This is a genomic window from Streptomyces sp. NPDC060000 (assembly GCF_042737375.1).
Classification (GTDB): Bacteria; Actinomycetota; Actinomycetes; order Streptomycetales; family Streptomycetaceae; genus Streptomyces.
In genome coordinates, this window is record NZ_JBHWUU010000060.1 from 20,329 (window position 1) to 38,477 (window position 18,149).

Annotated in this window: 18 protein-coding genes; 15 read left to right on the forward strand and 3 right to left on the reverse strand. The window is 70.9% G+C overall.

Translation table 11 applies throughout. The annotated features are described in order from the left end of the window. Window positions 1–50 precede the first annotated feature (50 nt). Window positions 51–1,295, reverse strand: a complete 1,245-nt coding sequence (locus tag ACFWBB_RS28360; protein ID WP_385277963.1) for a YihY/virulence factor BrkB family protein — start codon at window positions 1,293–1,295, stop codon at window positions 51–53. A 124-nt stretch (window positions 1,296–1,419) separates the two neighbouring features. Between ACFWBB_RS28360 and ACFWBB_RS28365 the strand changes: the two genes are divergently transcribed. The 15 genes from ACFWBB_RS28365 (at window position 1,420) to ACFWBB_RS28435 (ending at window position 16,393) form a co-directional block, all read left to right on the forward strand. Beyond that, window positions 1,420–3,069: an acyl-CoA dehydrogenase family protein gene (locus ACFWBB_RS28365; protein WP_385277965.1), complete on the forward strand. Its 1,650-nt coding sequence runs from the start codon at window positions 1,420–1,422 to the stop codon at window positions 3,067–3,069. 310 nt (window positions 3,070–3,379) lie between these two features. Continuing rightward, complete coding sequence (locus tag ACFWBB_RS28370; protein ID WP_385277967.1) at window positions 3,380–4,660, forward strand: GAF domain-containing protein; 1,281 nt, start codon at window positions 3,380–3,382, stop codon at window positions 4,658–4,660. A gap of 163 nt (window positions 4,661–4,823) precedes the next feature. Next, complete coding sequence (locus ACFWBB_RS28375) at window positions 4,824–6,152, forward strand: hypothetical protein (RefSeq protein ID WP_385277969.1); 1,329 nt, start codon at window positions 4,824–4,826, stop codon at window positions 6,150–6,152. Window positions 6,153–6,169: 17 nt separating this feature from the next. Beyond that, window positions 6,170–6,742, forward strand: coding sequence for a GNAT family N-acetyltransferase (locus ACFWBB_RS28380; protein ID WP_385277971.1), 573 nt, complete (start codon window positions 6,170–6,172; stop codon window positions 6,740–6,742). Between the two features lie 150 nt (window positions 6,743–6,892). Next, window positions 6,893–6,976 carry a putative leader peptide gene (locus tag ACFWBB_RS28385; RefSeq protein WP_316944184.1) on the forward strand — a complete coding sequence of 28 codons (84 nt, stop codon included), beginning with the start codon at window positions 6,893–6,895 and terminating at the stop codon, window positions 6,974–6,976. 127 nt (window positions 6,977–7,103) lie between these two features. Further along, a complete protein-coding gene (locus tag ACFWBB_RS28390) occupies window positions 7,104–8,801 on the forward strand; it encodes a nitrite/sulfite reductase (protein WP_385277973.1) in 1,698 nt (565 codons plus the stop codon). After that, complete coding sequence (locus ACFWBB_RS28395) at window positions 8,798–8,986, forward strand: hypothetical protein (protein WP_385277975.1); 189 nt, start codon at window positions 8,798–8,800, stop codon at window positions 8,984–8,986. The genes ACFWBB_RS28390 and ACFWBB_RS28395 overlap by 4 nt, the downstream gene beginning before the upstream one ends. Continuing rightward, a complete protein-coding gene (locus ACFWBB_RS28400) occupies window positions 8,983–9,693 on the forward strand; it encodes a phosphoadenylyl-sulfate reductase (protein WP_385277977.1) in 711 nt (236 codons plus the stop codon). The genes ACFWBB_RS28395 and ACFWBB_RS28400 overlap by 4 nt, the downstream gene beginning before the upstream one ends. A 5-nt stretch (window positions 9,694–9,698) precedes the next feature. Beyond that, window positions 9,699–10,298, forward strand: a complete 600-nt coding sequence (gene cysC, locus ACFWBB_RS28405) for an adenylyl-sulfate kinase (protein ID WP_385277979.1) — start codon at window positions 9,699–9,701, stop codon at window positions 10,296–10,298. Then, window positions 10,295–11,233 carry a sulfate adenylyltransferase subunit CysD gene (gene cysD / locus ACFWBB_RS28410; RefSeq protein ID WP_385277981.1) on the forward strand — a complete coding sequence of 313 codons (939 nt, stop codon included), beginning with the start codon at window positions 10,295–10,297 and terminating at the stop codon, window positions 11,231–11,233. Before cysC ends, cysD begins: the two co-directional genes overlap by 4 nt. A gap of 2 nt (window positions 11,234–11,235) precedes the next feature. Beyond that, complete coding sequence (locus tag ACFWBB_RS28415) at window positions 11,236–12,570, forward strand: sulfate adenylyltransferase subunit 1 (protein ID WP_385277983.1); 1,335 nt, start codon at window positions 11,236–11,238, stop codon at window positions 12,568–12,570. Between the two features lie 233 nt (window positions 12,571–12,803). Next, window positions 12,804–13,916: an aliphatic sulfonate ABC transporter substrate-binding protein gene (locus ACFWBB_RS28420; RefSeq protein ID WP_385277985.1), complete on the forward strand. Its 1,113-nt coding sequence runs from the start codon at window positions 12,804–12,806 to the stop codon at window positions 13,914–13,916. Window positions 13,917–13,950: 34 nt separating this feature from the next. Then, window positions 13,951–14,739: an ABC transporter ATP-binding protein gene (locus tag ACFWBB_RS28425; RefSeq protein ID WP_385278032.1), complete on the forward strand. Its 789-nt coding sequence runs from the start codon at window positions 13,951–13,953 to the stop codon at window positions 14,737–14,739. After that, a complete protein-coding gene (locus tag ACFWBB_RS28430; protein WP_385277988.1) occupies window positions 14,726–15,625 on the forward strand; it encodes an ABC transporter permease in 900 nt (299 codons plus the stop codon). The genes ACFWBB_RS28425 and ACFWBB_RS28430 overlap by 14 nt, the downstream gene beginning before the upstream one ends. Before the next feature lie 6 nt (window positions 15,626–15,631). Further along, window positions 15,632–16,393 (forward strand): sirohydrochlorin chelatase, encoded by a 762-nt coding sequence (locus tag ACFWBB_RS28435; RefSeq protein WP_385277990.1) that lies wholly within the window; start codon window positions 15,632–15,634, stop codon window positions 16,391–16,393. 56 nt (window positions 16,394–16,449) lie between these two features. Here the strand turns inward: ACFWBB_RS28435 and ACFWBB_RS28440 are convergent, their stop codons facing one another. Both ACFWBB_RS28440 and ACFWBB_RS28445 read right to left on the reverse strand, forming a co-directional pair. After that, complete coding sequence (locus ACFWBB_RS28440; protein ID WP_385277992.1) at window positions 16,450–17,049, reverse strand: TIGR03086 family metal-binding protein; 600 nt, start codon at window positions 17,047–17,049, stop codon at window positions 16,450–16,452. A gap of 10 nt (window positions 17,050–17,059) precedes the next feature. Then, the gene (locus ACFWBB_RS28445) at window positions 17,060–18,097 is read right to left on the reverse strand and encodes a ketopantoate reductase family protein (RefSeq protein ID WP_385277994.1); all 1,038 of its coding nucleotides are present in this window, start codon (window positions 18,095–18,097) and stop codon (window positions 17,060–17,062) included. Between the last annotated feature and the right edge of the window lie 52 nt (window positions 18,098–18,149).

Below are 18,149 nucleotides of genomic sequence, written 5' to 3' on the forward strand. Positions count from 1 at the left end.
CCGACGGGGCCGGTGCACCGTGCGGTGCCGAAGGGGTCCGCCGCGGGGTCTCACCTCTCCGGGGGCTGTTCTTCCCCGTTACCGCGGTTGCCGCCGTGGCCGCCTTCACTGCCGGTGCCGCCGTTCGCCCCGTTGGCGCCGTTCGCCCCGTTGGCCCCGTTGGCCTTCGGGGAACTCCTCACGTGCGTGCGGAAGCGTCCCGTCACGTCCTCCGGGGGAAGGAACCGGGACCACCGCTCGGGGAACTCGGACGGCATGTCGGGGTCGTCGGGGTCGTCCTCCTCGTGGGAGCGGATCGCCGCCATCCGGGCCACGTACTCCGCGGCCTCCTCCTGCCGGATCCGCTCGTTGGCGGCGCGGGCCGCGGCCGTCGCGGCGGCCGGCCAGACCCGGTCGATCGCGGCGTTGACGGCGGCCCCGACCAGCACGGCGAAGGCGGACACACCGATCCACAGCATGACGGCGACGGCGGCGGCGAGGGAGCCGTAGATGGTGGCGCCCTCGATCGTGCTCGTCAGGTAGATCCGCAGCAGGAAACTGCCGAGGACCCACATGGCGAGGGCGACGAGCGCGCCGGGGACGTCCTCGATCCAGGGTGAGCGCACGGGTACGGAGACGTGGTAGAGCGTGGTCAGGAACGCCACGGACAGGACGATCACGACCGGCCAGTACAGAACCTGCACCACGGTCGTCGACCAGGGGACGATCCGCACCACCGCGTCCGGCCCGGCGACCATCAGCGGCAGCGCGACCGAGCCGATCAGCAGGGCCCCGACGAACAGCAGGAACGCCACCAGGCGGGTCTTGACGATCCCGCGCACGCCGTCGAGGCCGTACATCACGGTGATCGTGTCGATGAAGACGTTCACCGCGCGCGAGCCCGACCACAGTGCGAACAGGAAGCCGATGGAGATGACGTCGGGGCGGCCGCCCTTCATCACGTCGTCGAGCATCGGCTGCGCGATCTCCCGGACACCCTTGTCCGAGAGGACCGTGCGCGAGGCGTCGAGGAGGTTGGCCTCCAGACTGGTGATGGTGTCGGTACCGGTCCAGTCGTCGACGTAGCCGAGCAGACCGATGAGGCTGAGCAGCAGCGGCGGCACGGACAGCAGCGTGAAGAAGGCGGCTTCGGCGGCGAGACCTAGGATGCGGTACTCGACGCAGGAGTTGACGGTGTCCTTCAACAGCAGCCAGGCTGTCCGCCGCTTGGAGACGTTGCGGTAAAGGGCACGCGCCCGGTGGAGACGCCCGACGGGGCTCCCGGGTTGCTCGGGTGACTGACTTCCTGGCTGCACGCCCTAAAGGTATCCGCCGTTCGGGGCTGCACTCACCTCCGGCGAGGCCACTTCACCGGGTCGGGGAACGGCACGCGGGGTCACCCACGGCCATGACCGTCGTACCCGGGGGTAGGTTCGGGCTATGGCAGGCACCACGCACACCGTGACCAACCAGCCCCCGCCCCTGACCGGGTACGACGTCTACGGCACCGATCAGGCGCTGGTGGCGGCCGTGGAACGGCATCTGGATCCGGATCTGCTCGACGAGACGCGCGGCGAGTTGTCGGCGCTCGGCCGGGCGGCCGGATCGGCGCAGTTGCAGGAGTGGGCGGTGCAGGCCAACGAGAATCCACCGAAACTACGCACACACGATCGATACGGGCATCGCGTCGACGAGGTCGACTTCCATCCGGCGTGGCACCGGCTGCTCGGCAAGGGGGTCGGGGCCCATCTGACGGATGCCTGGGTGCGGCCGGGCGGGCATGTGCGCCGGGCGGCGGCCTTCATGGTGTGGACGCAGGTGGAGGCGGGCAACGGCTGTCCGCTGTCGATGACCCACGCGGCCGTGCCCGCGCTGCGCGCGGATCCGAAGCTGGCTGCCGAGTGGGAGCCCCGGCTGACGTCCACGATCTACGACCGTGAGCTGCGGCCGGCCCATCTCAAGGCCGGCGCCCTGTTCGGCATGGGCATGACAGAGAAGCAGGGCGGGAGCGACGTCCGGGCGAACACGACGCTCGCCACCCCGCTCGCCGAGGACGGGACGTACGAACTGACTGGGCACAAGTGGTTCTGTTCGGCGCCCATGTCGGACGGCTTCCTGGTGCTGGCGCAGGCGGCACCCTTCCGAGGCGAGGGCGGGCTCACCTGTTTCCTCGTGCCGCGCGTGCTGGAGGACGGCGCCCGCAACGTCTTCCGGCTCCAGCGGCTCAAGGACAAGCTGGGAAACCGCTCCAACGCGTCCGCCGAGGTCGAGTTCGACGGGACGTGGGCCCGCCGGGTCGGCGAGGAGGGGCGCGGGGTGCGCACCGTCATCGACATGGTGGCGGCGACCCGGCTGGACTGCGTGCTGGGCTCGGCGGGGCTGATGCGGCAGGCGGTGGCACAGGCGATCCACCACTGCACCCACCGTGAGGCGTTCGGCGGGAAGCTCGTCGACAAACCTCTGATGCGCAATGTGCTGGCCGACCTCGCGCTGGAGTCGGAGGCGGCGACCACGCTCGCCCTGCGGCTGGCGGCGGCCTACGACGACGGGGGCGAGCAGGAGCGGGCGCTGCTGAGGATCGCGGTTCCGGCGGCCAAGTACTGGGTGACCAAGCGCTGTGCGCCACTGGCGGTGGAGGCGTCGGAGTGCCTCGGCGGGAACGGTTACGTGGAGGAGTCGGGGATGCCCCGGCTGGTACGCGAGTCGCCGCTGAACTCGGTCTGGGAGGGCGCGGGCAATGTGCAGGCACTGGACGTGCTGCGGGCGCTGCGACGGGAGCCGCAGGCGCTGAACGCCTATCTCCAGGAGGTGGGGCAGGCGCGCGGGGCCGATCACCGGCTGGACAGGGCCATCAAGGACCTGCTGACGGAACTGGCCGATCTGGACGGCGTCGAGGGACGCGCCCGCCGACTGGCGGAGCGGTTCGCTCTGGTGCTTCAGGGGGCGCTGCTCGTGCGATTCGCGCCGCCGGAGGTCGCCGACGCGTTCTGCGCCGCACGGCTGGGCGGAGACGGGGGCGCGGCCTTCGGGACGCTGCCGCACAGCCTGGACCTGGCGTCGGTCGTGGAGCGGGCCGAGCCCCGGCACTGACGGTGCCGACCTGCGTGAACAGGAAGCGGGGGTGGTGCTGCGCCGACACGGCACCACCCCCGCCGCAATGGCCCTGCGAGGCCAGGATCGCCGCTCGGGACGGCGTGGCTCAAGTTTCAAACACCCTGTGGATGTTCACCAGGGTTGCAGGGGGTTGCAACTTGCCGGTGGTTGTGACCGGACTGTGCCCCTCCGTCACCGCCGGACGGCAGGATGGGTGCCCGCAGTAAGACCGGAAACAGTCGGCGCAGGAACTTGACATCCGGTCGTCCGTCGTGCACTCCCGGGAGGCCCAGTGGTGACGCCACCGATGAACGTGCCGCAGCTCGCGGCCGTCGACGCCGCGCGGGCGGCGCGGGTGCTCAACGAGGTGCGTGACGCCCGGCTGGCCGGCCAGCGGGCGCGGGTCGCCCCGCGCCCGGTGATCGAGCAGTCCTGGGACCGGATGCTGCGCAGCGGTGTCGATCCCGACCACGATTTCCGGGCCGGGCTCCTCAGCGCCGACGAGGTGCGGCGGCGGCGGGAGGAGTCGCCGTTGCGGGAGGTGCTGCCGGTGCTGCGCGAGGGGCTGCTGTCGGTCGCGGACGTCGCCCACCACATCATGGTCGTCGCCGACGAGGAGGGCCGGGTGCTGTGGCGCGAGGGCTGCGGCCCCGTCCTGCGCAAGGCCGACGGGCTCGGCTTCGAACTGGGCGCGGACTGGGGCGAGGCCGTGGTCGGCACCAACGGCGTGGGCACCCCCGCGGTGGTGCGCCGGCCGGTGCAGGTGTTCGCCGCCGAGCACTTCGTGCGCTCGCACGCGGCCTGGACCTGCGCGGGCGCCCCGATCACCGACCCGCGCAACGGCCGGCTGCTCGGGGTGGTCGATGTCAGCGGGCCGCTGGAGACGATGCATCCGGCGACGCTCGCCTGGGTCGACTCGGTGGCGAAACTCGCCGAGTCCAGGCTGCGCGAGAGGCACCTGGGTTCACTGGAGCGGCTGCGGGCGGTGGCGGCGCCGGTGCTGGCCCGGCTGGGCGGCCGGGCGGCGGTGGTGGACGCGGACGGCTGGACGGCCGCGGTGACCGGGATGCCGTACGCGAACCGGATCGCGCTGCCCAAGTCGCCGTCCCCGGGCCGCCGCCTGCTGCCCGCGCTCGGGCTGTGCTCGATCGAGCCGCTGGCCGGGGGCTGGCTGGTGCGGTCGGTGGACGAGACCGCCGAGCCCGCGCCGCGCGGCACGACCCGGATCGTGCTGGACCTGAGCCGGCCCCGACGCTGGTCGGTGACGGTGTCGGAGGGCGCGGGTTCGTGGACCCACGAACTGAGTCCCCGGCACGCCGAGTTGCTGTACCTGCTGGCGGCGCACCGCGGCGGCCGCAGCGCGGCGGGCCTGGCCGAGGACATGTTCGGCGACCCGGGCCGTACGGTGACGGTGCGGGCCGAGCTGTCCCGGGTGCGGCGGTATCTCGGGGGATTTCTGGAACATCGGCCGTATCGTTTCTGCGAGGACGCCGAGGTCAAGGTGCTCCTTCCGGCGGACACGAGGGCTCTGCTGCCGCACTCCACCGCGCCCGCGGTGCTGAGAAACCGGGCGGCCGCACCCCGGTGACAATGGTTCACCCGAGTCCTTACGGTGGTGTCTTCCGCATATTTGCGGAGTCTTCGCCCCCTACGACGACCGACTGCCGTAGCATCCCTCTACGGGTCACCCCACCTGCTCCTCGGTCAACATACTGATCATCAGGCGCAGTTGGCCCGCCTCGGGAGGGCAAATGAAGCAACGCGGCCGACACCGCCGGCGCAGACGAGGCAGGGCACTGCGGGCGTTCCTGTCCGGAACCGCTCTCGCGCTCACCGCTGCCGCCACCATGATCAGCGTCTCCCAGGCGACGGTCCCGGACCATGGTCCCGGGGATCTGAAACCGCTCACGGCCTCGGCCGATACCGCGAATCTGCGGCTCACCGAACACCGGGTACCGCAGGCCTCCCTGGACCGGCTCGCCGCCGGGATGGGCCGGCCGGTCGGTGTCGGCGCGGTGCTGGCCGGCGCCGACCGCGGTCTGCGGGACGCCATCGACTGCTCGGCCGCCGAGCGCAGGGCACTGCCGGTCTCCCCCGCGGCCTCACGCGCGTACTGCTGGAACACGGACGACACCGAGGGCTGGCAGCCGGGCGCGGTCACCACGTCGGGCGACGCGGACGACGACGGCACCTGGGGCGCGAACCGGGTCATCCTCTCCGGCTGGTCGCGCACCGGCGGCACGGCGGACGGCCGGGGTCTGGCCCGGGTCGGCTTCGTGAACGCGGGCGACCTGAACCACCTCTCCTACACCTGGGCGCTGCTCGCCGTCCCGGTCGACGACGGACGGGACTACCGCGGGCTGGTCTCCCATGTCTCCGGGATGGTCTGGTACCAGGACAAGCTGCTGGTCACCGCGGACGCCGGTAACCGGACCGCGCTCTACGTGTACGACATGAACCGCGTCCAGCGCGCCACCGTCACCGGGGACGCGGTCGGCAGGGTGCCGGGCGGCTGGTCCGCGAACGGATCCCGCTTCGTGCTGCCGGCCATCGGTTCCTACGAGCTGAGCGGCGGCTCCGACGCCCCGCACCCCGCGACCGTCTCCCTGGACCGCAGCACCGCGCCGGACAGCCTGGTCGCCGGGGAGTGGACCCTCGACGACGGTGACCGCAGCGCCCGCCTGTGGCGTTACCCCTTCAGCACCGCCCCCGGCCACGAGGGTCTGCTCGCCACGGACGCCACCGGCCGGGTACGGGCCTCGGAGGCGTACGAGACGAAGGTGACCGGCGTCCGGGGCGTGCTGTCGTACGGGGCGCGGTGGTACGTGACCCGGGCGGCCGGCCAGCAGGACGAACACGGGACGCTGTGGCGCCAGGACGCCGGCAAGACGGACGGCCAGGCGGACGGCAAGAAGGGCAAGGCGCAGGCCGCCGTGTGCGGCGCCAAGGAGACGCACGACTGCTGGAGCCCGCGGACCGAGTCCCTTTCCTACTGGGAGGCGACCGGCGAGGTCTGGACGCAGTCCGGGCGAGCGCTCTTCGCACTGCCGCTGACCTCGATCGACAGAACAACCGGGTAGATGATTCCCTGGCGGGCATGACCAACATCCCCGTGACCACCTGGTCCCTGGAGCAGACCGATCCGACCGACGTCCTCCCGGCCGCCGCGCCCGAGGGGGACGTCCGGATCGTCCGCTCCGAGGTCCCCTCCCCCGAGTTCAGCCGTTTCCTGTACGCGTCCGTCGGCGGGGACATCCGCTGGACCGACCGGCTGCGCTGGACGTACGCGCAGTGGCAGGAGCATCTGGCGCGTCCGGGGGTGGAGACCTGGGTCGCCCTCGACCGGGGCACCCCGGCCGGATACGTGGAGCTGGAGCCGCAGGACGACGGGGTCGTGGAGATCGTCTACTTCGGTCTGATCCCGGCCTTCCGGGGACGGAGCATCGGCGGGCACCTGTTGTCGTACGGCGCCGCGCGCGCCTGGGACCTCACGGACCGCTGGCCGGCACTGCCGGGGACCAAGCGGGTGTGGCTGCACACCTGCAGCCTGGACGGCGAGCACGCCATGGACAACTACCGGCGCCGGGGTTTCAAGCTGTTCGACACCAGGGTCGAGGAGCAGCCCGAGGTGTCCACGCCGGGCCCCTGGCCGGGCGCGTTCCCGATCTGACCGCCCGCTCATACCGCCTGTGACCTGCGTCGACAAGAGTCCTCGCAGGTCATGTGATCGACGCCACCCCTGTCTCGCATTTCGGGACCAAGGTGTCCGCATCGCGGACGAAGCTGGACTGTGTCCAGATCGCCGTGACACGCTTTCGTCATGTCCGGAACTGGAATTGCCTTGGTGAGTCGGCGACACGTCGACCTTTGCCGCATGTCCAGCGCCATCTGTCCGGCGAGCTGACGAGCCGCAGCACCGCCGACGTCTCCGCACCAGCCTCCCGCTCGCGCAATGACGCGCAGATACTCCCATGCGCCCGTACGCGCAGGTCAGAGTAGCTTCCCGCCTGTCCCGAAGGACGTATACAACCATGGCCGCCACCCCGCAGAACCCTGCTGCCGCGACTCCCCGCCGCAAGGTGAGCCGTCACCGCGGCGAGGGCCAGTGGGCCGCGGGCCACTTCACCCCGCTCAACGGCAACGAGCAGTTCAAGAAGGACGACGACGGTCTCAATGTGCGGACACGCATTGAGACGATCTACTCCAAGCGCGGGTTCGACTCGATCGACCCCAACGACCTGCGTGGCCGGATGCGCTGGTGGGGCCTTTACACCCAGCGCAAGCCCGGGATCGACGGCGGCAAGACCGCGATCCTGGAGCCGGAGGAGCTGGACGACAAGTTCTTCATGCTGCGCGTCCGCATCGACGGCGGCGCGCTCACCACCGAGCAGCTGAGGGTGATCGGCGAGATCTCGCAGGAGTTCGCCCGGGGCACCGCCGACCTCACCGACCGGCAGAACGTCCAGTACCACTGGATCCGCATCGAGGACGTGCCCGAGATCTGGAACCGCCTCGAGGCGGTCGGCCTGTCCACCACCGAGGCCTGCGGTGACACGCCCCGGACGATCCTCGGCTCACCCGTGGCCGGCATCGCCGAGGACGAGATCATCGACGGCAGCCCGGCCGTGGAGGAGATCAGCCGCCGGTTCATCGGCAGCAAGGAATTCTCCAACCTGCCGCGCAAGTTCAAGACGGCGATCTCCGGCTCCCCGCTCCTGGACGTCGCCCACGAGATCAACGACGTGGCGTTCGTCGGTGTCGAGCACCCCGAACACGGCCCCGGTTTCGACCTGTGGGTCGGCGGTGGCCTCTCCACCAACCCGAAGATCGGCGTCCGGCTCGGCGCCTGGGTCCCGCTGGACGAGGTCCCGGACGTCTGGGCGGGTGTGATCGGCATCTTCCGCGACTACGGCTACCGGCGCCTGCGCAACCGGGCGCGCCTGAAGTTCCTGGTCGCCGACTGGGGCCCGGAGAAGTTCCGCCAGGTTCTGCAGGACGAGTACCTCGAGCGCGCGCTCGTCGACGGCCCCGCGCCCACCGCCCCCGTCGAGCGCTGGCGCGACCACGTCGGTGTGCACCGCCAGCGGGACGGCCGTTTCTACGTCGGTTTCGCCCCGCGCGTCGGCCGCGTGGACGGCGCCACCCTGACGAAGATCGCGGAGCTCGCCGAGGCGCACGGCTCGGGCCGGGTACGGACCACCGTCGAGCAGAAGATGATCGTCCTCGACGTCGAGGAAGCGCAGGTCGAGTCGCTGGTCGAGGCGCTGGAGGCGCTGGACCTGACCGCCAGGCCCTCCCCGTTCCGGCGCGGCACCATGGCCTGCACCGGCATCGAGTACTGCAAGCTCGCCATCGTCGAGACCAAGCAGCGCGGCTCCGCGCTGATCGACGAACTGGAGCGCCGTCTCCCGGAGTTCGACGAGCCGATCACCATCAACATCAACGGCTGCCCGAACGCCTGTGCCCGTATCCAGGTCGCGGACATCGGCCTGAAGGGCCAGCTGGTCCTCGACGAGCGGGGCGAGCAGGTCGAGGGCTTCCAGGTGCACCTGGGCGGCGCGCTCGGGCTGGAGGCCGGCTTCGGCCGCAAGGTCCGTGGTCTGAAGGTCACTTCGGAGGAGCTGCCGGACTACGTGGAGCGCGTCCTGAAGCGGTTCGAGGACCAGCGCGAGGACGGCGAGCGGTTCGCCGCCTGGGTCACGCGCGCCGACGAGGAGGCCCTCTCATGAGTGAGCGGGCGGCCCCTTTCCACTGCCCCTACTGCGGCGACGAGGACCTGCGTCCGAGCGAAGCCGCGCAAGGCGGTCACGGCGCCTGGGAATGCGCGGCGTGCAACCGCGCATTCCAGCTGAAGTTCCTCGGGCTGCTCGCCCGGGGCGTTCAGCGCACCGAACCGGGAGGGGACCGGATATGACGACGGTTCAGGAAGGCCGTACCACCGACGAGTTGAAGGCACTGGCCGAGCAGGCCGGCCGCGACCTGGAGGAGGCCTCCGCGCTGGAGATCCTCCAGTGGGCGGTGGACACCTTCGGCAAGCGGTTCTGCGTGACGTCCTCCATGGAGGACGCCGTGGTCGCGCACCTGGCGTCCCGCGTCCTGAAGGGCGTGGACGTGGTGTTCCTCGACACCGGCTACCACTTCCCCGAGACCATCGGCACCCGGGACGCGGTGGAGGCCGTGATGGACGTCAACGTCATCACGCTCACGCCGCGGCAGACCGTCGCCGAGCAGGACGCCGAGTACGGGCCGAAACTGCACGACCGCGACCCGGACCTGTGCTGCAAGCTGCGCAAGGTGCAGCCGCTGGAAGAGGGACTCAAGAGCTACCGGGCCTGGGCCACCGGCCTGCGGCGCGACGAGTCCCCGACCCGCGCGGGCACTCCGGTCGTCGGCTGGGACGAGAAGCGGCAGAAGGTCAAGATCTCGCCCATCGCCCGCTGGACCCAGGACGACGTCGACGCGTACGTCACCGAGCACGGCGTCCTGACCAACCCCCTGCTGATGGACGGTTACGCGTCCGTCGGGTGCGCCCCGTGCACCCGCCGCGTCCTGGAGGGCGAGGACGCGCGCGCCGGCCGCTGGGCAGGAAGCGCGAAGACCGAGTGCGGGCTGCACGGCTGACCACGATGACCGCGACCGCCACGAACACCCCAGCACCCACCCCCACTTCTACGAACCGGGAGAACCACGTGACGACCGGAGCCACCGTCTGGCTCACGGGTCTGCCGAGCGCCGGCAAGACCACCATCGCGTACGAGCTGGCCGGCCGGCTGCGCGAGGAGGGCCACCGCGTCGAGGTGCTCGACGGCGACGAGATCCGGGAGTTCATCTCCGCGGGCCTCGGCTTCAGCCGCGATGACCGGCACACCAACGTGCAGCGCATCGGTTTCCTGGCCGAGCTGCTCGCCCGCAACGGCGTCAAGGCCCTCGTCCCGGTGATCGCGCCCTACGCCGACAGCCGTGAGGCAGTGCGCAAGCGTCATCAGGAGAGCGGGACCGGCTACCTGGAGGTGCACGTGGCGACCCCGGTCGAGGTGTGCTCGGTCCGGGACGTGAAGGGTCTGTACGCCAAGCAGGCGGCGGGCGAGCTGACCGGCCTCACCGGGGTCGACGACCCCTACGAGGTCCCCGAATCGCCCGACCTGCGGATCCAGTCCCAGGACCAGACCGTGCAGGAGTCCGCGGCGTCGGTGTACGCCCTGCTCACCGAGAGGGGACTGGCATGACGACGACCGTCGCCGAGGCCGAGGAGGGCACGGCCGGCCCGTACGCCCTCAGCCACCTGGACTCGCTGGAGTCCGAGGCCGTGCACATCTTCCGCGAGGTGGCGGGCGAGTTCGAGAATCCGGTGATCCTGTTCTCCGGCGGCAAGGACTCCATCGTCATGCTGCACCTGGCGCTGAAGGCCTTCGCGCCGGCGCCGGTGCCCTTCGCGCTCCTGCACGTCGACACCGGGCACAACTTCCCCGAGGTCCTCGAGTACCGCGACCGGGTCGTCGACGGGCACGGGCTGCGTCTCCATGTGGCGTCCGTCCAGGACTACATCGACCGCGGTGTGCTGCGCGAACGCCCCGACGGCACGCGCAACCCGCTGCAGACGCTGCCGCTGACGGAGAAGATCCAGTCCGAGAAGTTCGACGCCGTCTTCGGCGGCGGTCGCCGCGACGAGGAGAAGGCCCGGGCCAAGGAGCGGGTGTTCTCCCTGCGCGACGAGTTCTCCCAGTGGGATCCCCGCCGCCAGCGCCCGGAGCTGTGGAACCTCTACAACGGCCGGCACGCCCCCGGTGAGCACGTCCGGGTGTTCCCGCTGTCCAACTGGACCGAGCTCGACGTCTGGCAGTACATCGCCCGTGAGGGCATCGAGCTGCCCGAGATCTACTTCGCGCACGACCGGGAGGTCTTCCGGCGCGGCGGGATGTGGCTGACCGCCGGTGAGTGGGGCGGACCGAAGGACGGTGAGAGCGTGGAGAAGCGCCTCGTGCGCTACCGGACCGTCGGCGACATGTCCTGCACCGGGGCGGTCGACTCCGACGCGGTGACGCTCGACGACGTCATCGCCGAGATCGCCGCCTCCCGGCTCACCGAGCGCGGCGCCACCCGCGCCGACGACAAGATGTCCGAGGCCGCGATGGAAGACCGCAAGCGCGAGGGGTACTTCTAAGCATGAGCACCATCATCTCCGAGGGACTCTCGGCCACGACACTGCTGCGGTTCGCCACCGCCGGTTCCGTCGACGACGGCAAGTCCACGCTCGTGGGCCGGCTCCTGCACGACTCCAAGTCGATCCTCAGCGATCAGCTGGAGGCCGTGGAGCGTGCCTCGGCCAGCCGCGGCCAGGACGCCCCCGATCTGGCGCTCCTCACCGACGGGCTGCGCGCCGAGCGTGAGCAGGGCATCACCATCGACGTGGCCTACCGCTACTTCGCCACGCCCCGGCGCCGGTTCATCCTCGCCGACACCCCCGGCCATGTGCAGTACACCCGCAACATGGTGACGGGTGCCTCCACGGCCGAGCTGACGGTGATCCTGGTCGACGCCCGCAACGGCGTCGTGGAGCAGACCCGCAGGCACGCTGCGATCGCGGCCCTGCTCCGGGTCCCGCACGTCGTCCTCGCCGTCAACAAGATGGACCTGGTCGAGTACCGGGAGGCCGTCTTCGCGGAGATCGCCGAGGAGTTCACGGCGTACGCGAGCGAGCTGGGCGTTCCCGAGGTCACCGCGATCCCGATCTCGGCGCTCGCCGGGGACAACGTGGTGGATCCGTCGGCGAACATGGACTGGTACGGCGGGCCGACCTTCCTGGAGCACCTGGAGACCGTTCCGGTCAGTCACGACCTGGCGCACTGCCACGCGCGGCTGCCCGTGCAGTACGTGATCCGTCCGCAGACCGCCGAGCACCCGGACTACCGGGGATACGCGGGCCAGATCGCGGCCGGCACGTTCCACGTGGGCGAGGCGGTGACGGTTCTGCCGTCGGGCCGTACGTCGACGATCTCCGGCATCGACCTGCTGGGCGAGCCGGTGGACGCGGCGTGGACGACCCAGTCGGTGACCGTGCTGCTCACGGACGACATCGACATCTCGCGCGGTGATCTGATCGTGCCGACCAAGGACGCGCCGCCCACCACACAGGACGTGGAGGCGACGGTGTGCCATGTGGCCGACCAGCCGCTGACCGTCGGACACCGGGTGCTGATCAAGCACGGCACCCGCACGGTCAAGGCGATCGTCAAGGACATCCCGTCCCGTCTCACGCTCGACGACCTGTCCCTGCACCCGCACCCGGGACAGCTCGTCGCCAACGACATCGGCCGCGTGAAGATCCGCACCGCGCAGCCGCTGCCGGTGGACTCCTACGCCGACTCCCGCCGCACCGGCTCGTTCATCCTGATCGACCCGTCCGACGGCACCACGCTCACCGCGGGTATGGTCGGCGAGTCCTTCGCGTCGCCGGAGCCGGTCAAGGACGAGCCCGACGACGACGGTTGGGACTTCTGAGGATGAACACGACCGATTTCTACTCGACGTTCGCGAAGGAGGGCGGCCGTGTCGGCAGCGGCGCCCTCGGCAGCGGGCAGGGCGGAGTGGCGCGATGTGCGCTCTGACGTACGCGCACTGCCTGCGCGCCCTGTCCCCCCACCCGACGTCCCGGAAACGACGAAGACCTTTTGCCGACCTCCCGGCCACGACCTGAAACCGTGACCGCCGGGCCAACGAGAGGAACCCCTCCCGTGCCTGCCAACCGCTCCGTACTTCTTCGCCGCGGCCTCGCCGCCGTAGCGGCCCTTCCCCTGCTCACCCTCGCCGCCTGCGGTTACGGTTCCGAGTCCAAGGACGACAACGCCAACGAGAAGGTCGCCGCCGGGTCGCAGAAGATCGACGGGCTCGACACCGTCAAGATCGGCTACTTCGGCAACCTGACGCACGCGACCGCGCTGGTCGGCCGTCAGCAGGGCATCTTCCAGAAGGCGCTGGGCGCCACCAAGGCCTCGTACGCGACCTTCAACGCGGGCCCGTCCGAGATCGAGGCGCTGAACGCCGGCTCCATCGACATCGGCTGGATCGGCCCCTCCCCGGCGATCAACGGCTTCACCAAGTCCGCGGGCAAGAGCCTGCGCATCATCGGCGGTTCGGCCTCCGGCGGCGTGAAGCTCGTCGTCAACCCGGACAAGGTCAAGTCCCTCAAGGACGTCAAGGGCAAGAAGATCGCGACGCCTCAGCTCGGCAACACGCAGGACGTCGCGTTCCTGAACTGGATCGCGGACCAGGGCTGGAAGGTCGACGCGCAGAGCGGCAAGGGTGACGTCACCGTCGTCCGCAGCGACAACAAGGTGACGCCGGACGCCTTCAAGGCCGGTTCGATCGACGGCGCCTGGGTGCCGGAGCCGACCGCGTCCAAGCTGGTCGCCGAGGGCGGCAAGGTGCTGCTCGACGAGGCGTCGCTGTGGCCCGACAAGAAGTTCGTGATCACGAACATCATCGTGTCGCAGAAGTTCCTCAAGGAGCACCCGAAGGTCGTCGAGGCCGTACTGAAGGGCTCGGTCGACTCCAACAAGTGGATCAACGCCAACCCGGCGGAGGCGAAGGCCGCGGCGAACAAGCAGCTGGAGGCCGACTCCGGCAAGGCGCTGCCGACGAACGTCCTGGACCCGGCGTGGACGTCGATCCAGTTCATCAACGACCCGCTGGCCTCCACGCTCAACAGCGAGGCGGACCACGCGGTCAAGGCGGGCCTGCTGAAGAAGCCCGACCTCAAGGGGATCTACGACCTGAGCATCCTGAACAAGGTCCTCAAGGCCGAGGGCGAAACCACGGTCGACGACGCCGGTCTCGGCGTCAGCTGATCGAGGTCCGATGAGTTCCCAGGAGGTGACGACCATGGCCACGACCCTCGCCAAGGCCGCCGAGTCCGCGGAGTCCGTGGAGTACGCGGCACGTCTCGAGCACGTATCGAAGTCCTTCGCGGGACCGGGCGGGCAGCAGCTCGTCCTGGACGACATCACCCTCGATGTCGCTCCCGGCGAGTTCGTCACCCTCCTGGGTGCTTCGGGCTGCGGCAAGTCGACGCTGCTGAACCTGGTGGCGGGCCTCGACGAGCCCACCGCCGGCTCCATCACGACGGACGGCCGTCCGGCGCTGATGTTCCAGGAGCACGCCCTCTTCCCGTGGCTGACCGCGGGCAAGAACATCGAACTCGCCCTGAAACTCCGGGGGGTCCCGAAGCCCGAGCGGCGCGGCAAGGCCGAGGAGCTGCTCGAGCTGGTCCGGTTGAAGGGCGCGTACGGAAAGCGGGTCCACGAACTCTCCGGCGGTATGCGGCAGCGCGTGGCGTTGGCCCGCGCGCTGGCGCAGGAGAGCAACATCCTGCTGATGGACGAGCCGTTCGCGGCCCTGGACGCCATCACGCGGGACGTGCTGCACGACGAGCTGACCCGGATCTGGGCGGAGACGGGACTGTCCGTCCTCTTCGTCACGCACAACGTGCGCGAGGCGGTGCGGCTCGCACAGCGGGTCGTCCTGCTCTCGTCCCGGCCCGGGCGGGTGGCGCGCGAGTGGACGGTCGACATCCCGCAGCCGCGCCGGATCGAGGACGCCCCGGTGGCGGAACTGTCCATCGAGATCACCGAAGTCCTGCGTGGGGAGATCCGCCGTCATGGCCAGCACTGAGACGAAGACGACGGTGACGAAGCCGGTCACCACGGAGCTCGCCGGTGTGGAGGCGGGGCTCGACGCGCTGGACGTCGTGACGCCCACCGGCCGTACGCCCTTCCGGCGGACCTTCGTCGACAAGATCCTGCCGCCGGTCATCGCGACGGTGCTGCTGCTGGTCGTCTGGCAGATCACCTTCAAGGCCGTCGACGACCCGACCAAGCTGGTCTCTCCGGTGGACGTCTGGCGGACCCTCCAGGACGCCTGGCTCGAGGGCAAGCTGCTCGGTTACATCTGGACCAGTGTCTCGCGCGGTCTGCTCGGCTTCCTCTTCGCCCTGGCGATCGGCACCCCGCTGGGTCTGCTGGTGGCGCGGGTGAAGTTCGTGCGGGCGGCGATCGGCCCGATCCTGTCCGGTCTGCAGTCGCTGCCGTCGGTGGCGTGGGTGCCGCCGGCCGTGCTGTGGCTGGGTCTGAACAACTCGATGATGTACGCGGTGATCCTGCTCGGCGCGGTGCCGTCCATCGCCAACGGGCTGGTGTCCGGCGTCGACCAGGTGCCGCCGTTGTTCCTGCGGGCGGGTCGCACGATGGGCGCGACGGGTCTGAAGGGGACCGTGTACATCACGCTGCCGGCCGCGTTGCCGGGCTATGTGGCGGGGCTGAAGCAGGGCTGGGCGTTCTCGTGGCGTTCGCTGATGGCGGCGGAGATCATCGCGTCCTTCCCCGATCTCGGCGTCGGGCTCGGCCAGTTGCTGGAGAACGGGCGCAACGCCAGTGACATGTCGATGGTGTTCGAGGCGATCCTGCTCATCCTGTTCGTCGGTATCGCCATCGACCTGCTGATCTTCAGTCCGCTGGAGCGGTGGGTGCTGCGCAGCCGCGGTCTGCTGGTGAAGAGCTGAAGTCCCATGTACAGGAAATTGGTTCCTCCCGTTCTCGCGGTGATCGCCCACGGCAGCCGCGACCCGCGGCACGCCGCGACCGTCCACGCGCTGGTGCGCCGGGTGCGGTCGCTGCGGCCGGGGCTGCGGGTGGAGACCGGTTTCCTGGACTTCAACATCCCGTCCGTGCACGGGGTGCTGGAGTCACTGGCGGCGGAGGGCGTCCGTGACGTCGTGGCGCTGCCGCTGCTGCTGACCCGGGCGTTCCACGCCAAGGCGGACATCCCGGCGGTGCTGCGGGATGCTCCGTCGCGGCTGCGGATCAGACAGGCCGAGGTGCTCGGCCCGTCGCCGCTGCTGCTCGCCGTCCTCGAACGGCGGTTGTACGAGGCGGGGTTGACGCCTGCCGACAAGTCATCGACCGGGGTCGTACTGGCCTCGGCGGGGTCCACCGACCCGGAGGCGATCGCAGTGATCGCAGAGATCGCGCGGGAGTGGCGGCGCACCGGTTGGTGTGCCGTGCGGCCTGCGTTCGCCTCCGCCGGTTCCCCCTCGGGGTTCCCGCGTACCGAGGACGTCGTCCGCGAACTGCGGGCGCGGGGGTGCTCCCGGGTCGCCGTCGCACCGTACGTCCTGGCCCCCGGCTTCCTGCCGGACCGCATCGCGCGCGGCGCGGCCGGGGCGGACGTCCTGGCCGACGTGCTGGGCCCGGCCCCGGAGGTGGCGCGGGTGCTGCTGGAACGGTACGACGCGGCGCGAACCCCGGCGCTGGCGGCGGTCGGCGCCTGACCGTCACGGACGCCTCCGGCCACGCGGGACCGCCCCTCCACCGACGGGGTGACCCCTCAGTGGTCCGCGCGGGCCGCGCCCTGGCGTGGGTCCCGGCCACTCGCTCCCAGCGCGCGCTCGAAGAGCGGCGCGTCCTGCGGCACCGGTACCGCCGCCGCGAAGCCCTCGTACCGGCGGTAGAGGTCGCCGTGCCGTTCGACGACGTCGAGGACGAACCGGGCCGCGTCGTCCGAGACGCGGAACTCCTGGCCGGTGGCGACGGCCACGTCCCAGCCGTGCACCGCCATCTCCTTGACGATCATCGAGGCCAGCTCGGCGGCGGGCATCGCGGCCGGGCCCAGGTCGACCTCGCCCTCCCACACGGCCGGGTCCGCCCACGCCGCGACCGCGCGCTCCAGCTGGTCGGCGTACGCCTTCGCCCACTGCGGGTCGGCGGCGAAGTCACGGCTGATCAGCTCGTCGGGGAGCTGCTTGCGCAGGGCGCGGTGCTCGAGGCCGTGGGAGGTGTAGAGAACCCAGTGGTCGACCAGGGCCCGGACGTCCCAGCCGGGGCAGTGCGTCGGGTCGCTCAACCGGGCCGCCGGGACACCGCGGGCGACCCGCGACGCCTCGGCGGCGCATTCGGACATGTACTGGTGCGTCTCGTCGTACTTCATGGGTCCCACGCTAGGCAGCGGGGCCCCGGGGCTCTTGAACAAACGCGACAGCTTCGTCGGCCAGCCGGATCAGCTCCGGCAGCGGCAGGGATCCGGGGGCCCTGTGTTCCCTGGCGAACTCGTTGGCGAGCCGTTGCAGCAGCTCGTTCAGCGGGGTCGGTACGCCGTGCAGACGCCCGAGGAGCGCGATCTCCCCGTTGAGGTGGTCGGCCTCGATCGTTCCGGCGCCACGGCTGAGGGACTGCCAGGAGGAACCGCCGCCACGGGGGACGCCGTCCAGCGGGACGAGGGTGACCTTGTCCCCGCGCAGGGCCCGCTGTTCCTCGGTGCTCGTCCACACGATCCCGGCGGCCCGCAGCACGGCCTCGCCCTCGGCCCGCACCCTCGCGTACAGCGCCTCGGCCCCGGGGTCGCCGACCGGGCCGCTCACCGCCTCCAGGGCGTTCCCCAGGTTGGCCAGCAGCTTCGCGTACTGCCAGCGGGAGACGTCGGGTACGACCGGTGCCTCGAAGTACGCCTTCTCCAGGTCGGCGGCGATCCGGCGGACCGTGTCGTCGGTGCCGTGCGGGTACCGGCCGAGGTGGAGGATCCCGGTGAGCGGGGTGCCGGCGGCGGAGACGACGCCGGGTTCGACATGGGTGGCGGGGAGCCAGACGCACACGCCGTAGACGTGCCGGAAGCGGCGCAGGGCGAGTCGCGGGCTCTCCACCCCGTTCTGCGCGCAGACCAGGGGCAGCCTCTCGGCGGCCGTGCCGCCGCCCTCGACCGGGGCCGGGCCCCATACCCGCAGCGCCGCCTCGGTGTCCTGCGTCTTCACGGCGAGGAGGAGGACGTCGTCGGCGCGCAGGGTGCCGAGCCCGTCCGGCCCGTCGACGACCGGCAGCCGGTACGTCAGCTCGCCCTGCGGAACCCTGAGCCGCAGTCCGTCCTCGGCGAGCGCCGTCCGGTGCGCGCCGCGCGCGACCAGAACGACCTCCTGCCCGGCCTCCGTCAGTCGTCCGCCGACCGTGGCGCCGACTGCCCCTGCCCCGATGATGACGTAGCGCATGGGACGAGCCTCGCACAGTCGTGTGTTCGCGTCGTCAAAAGCGCGGGAAGAG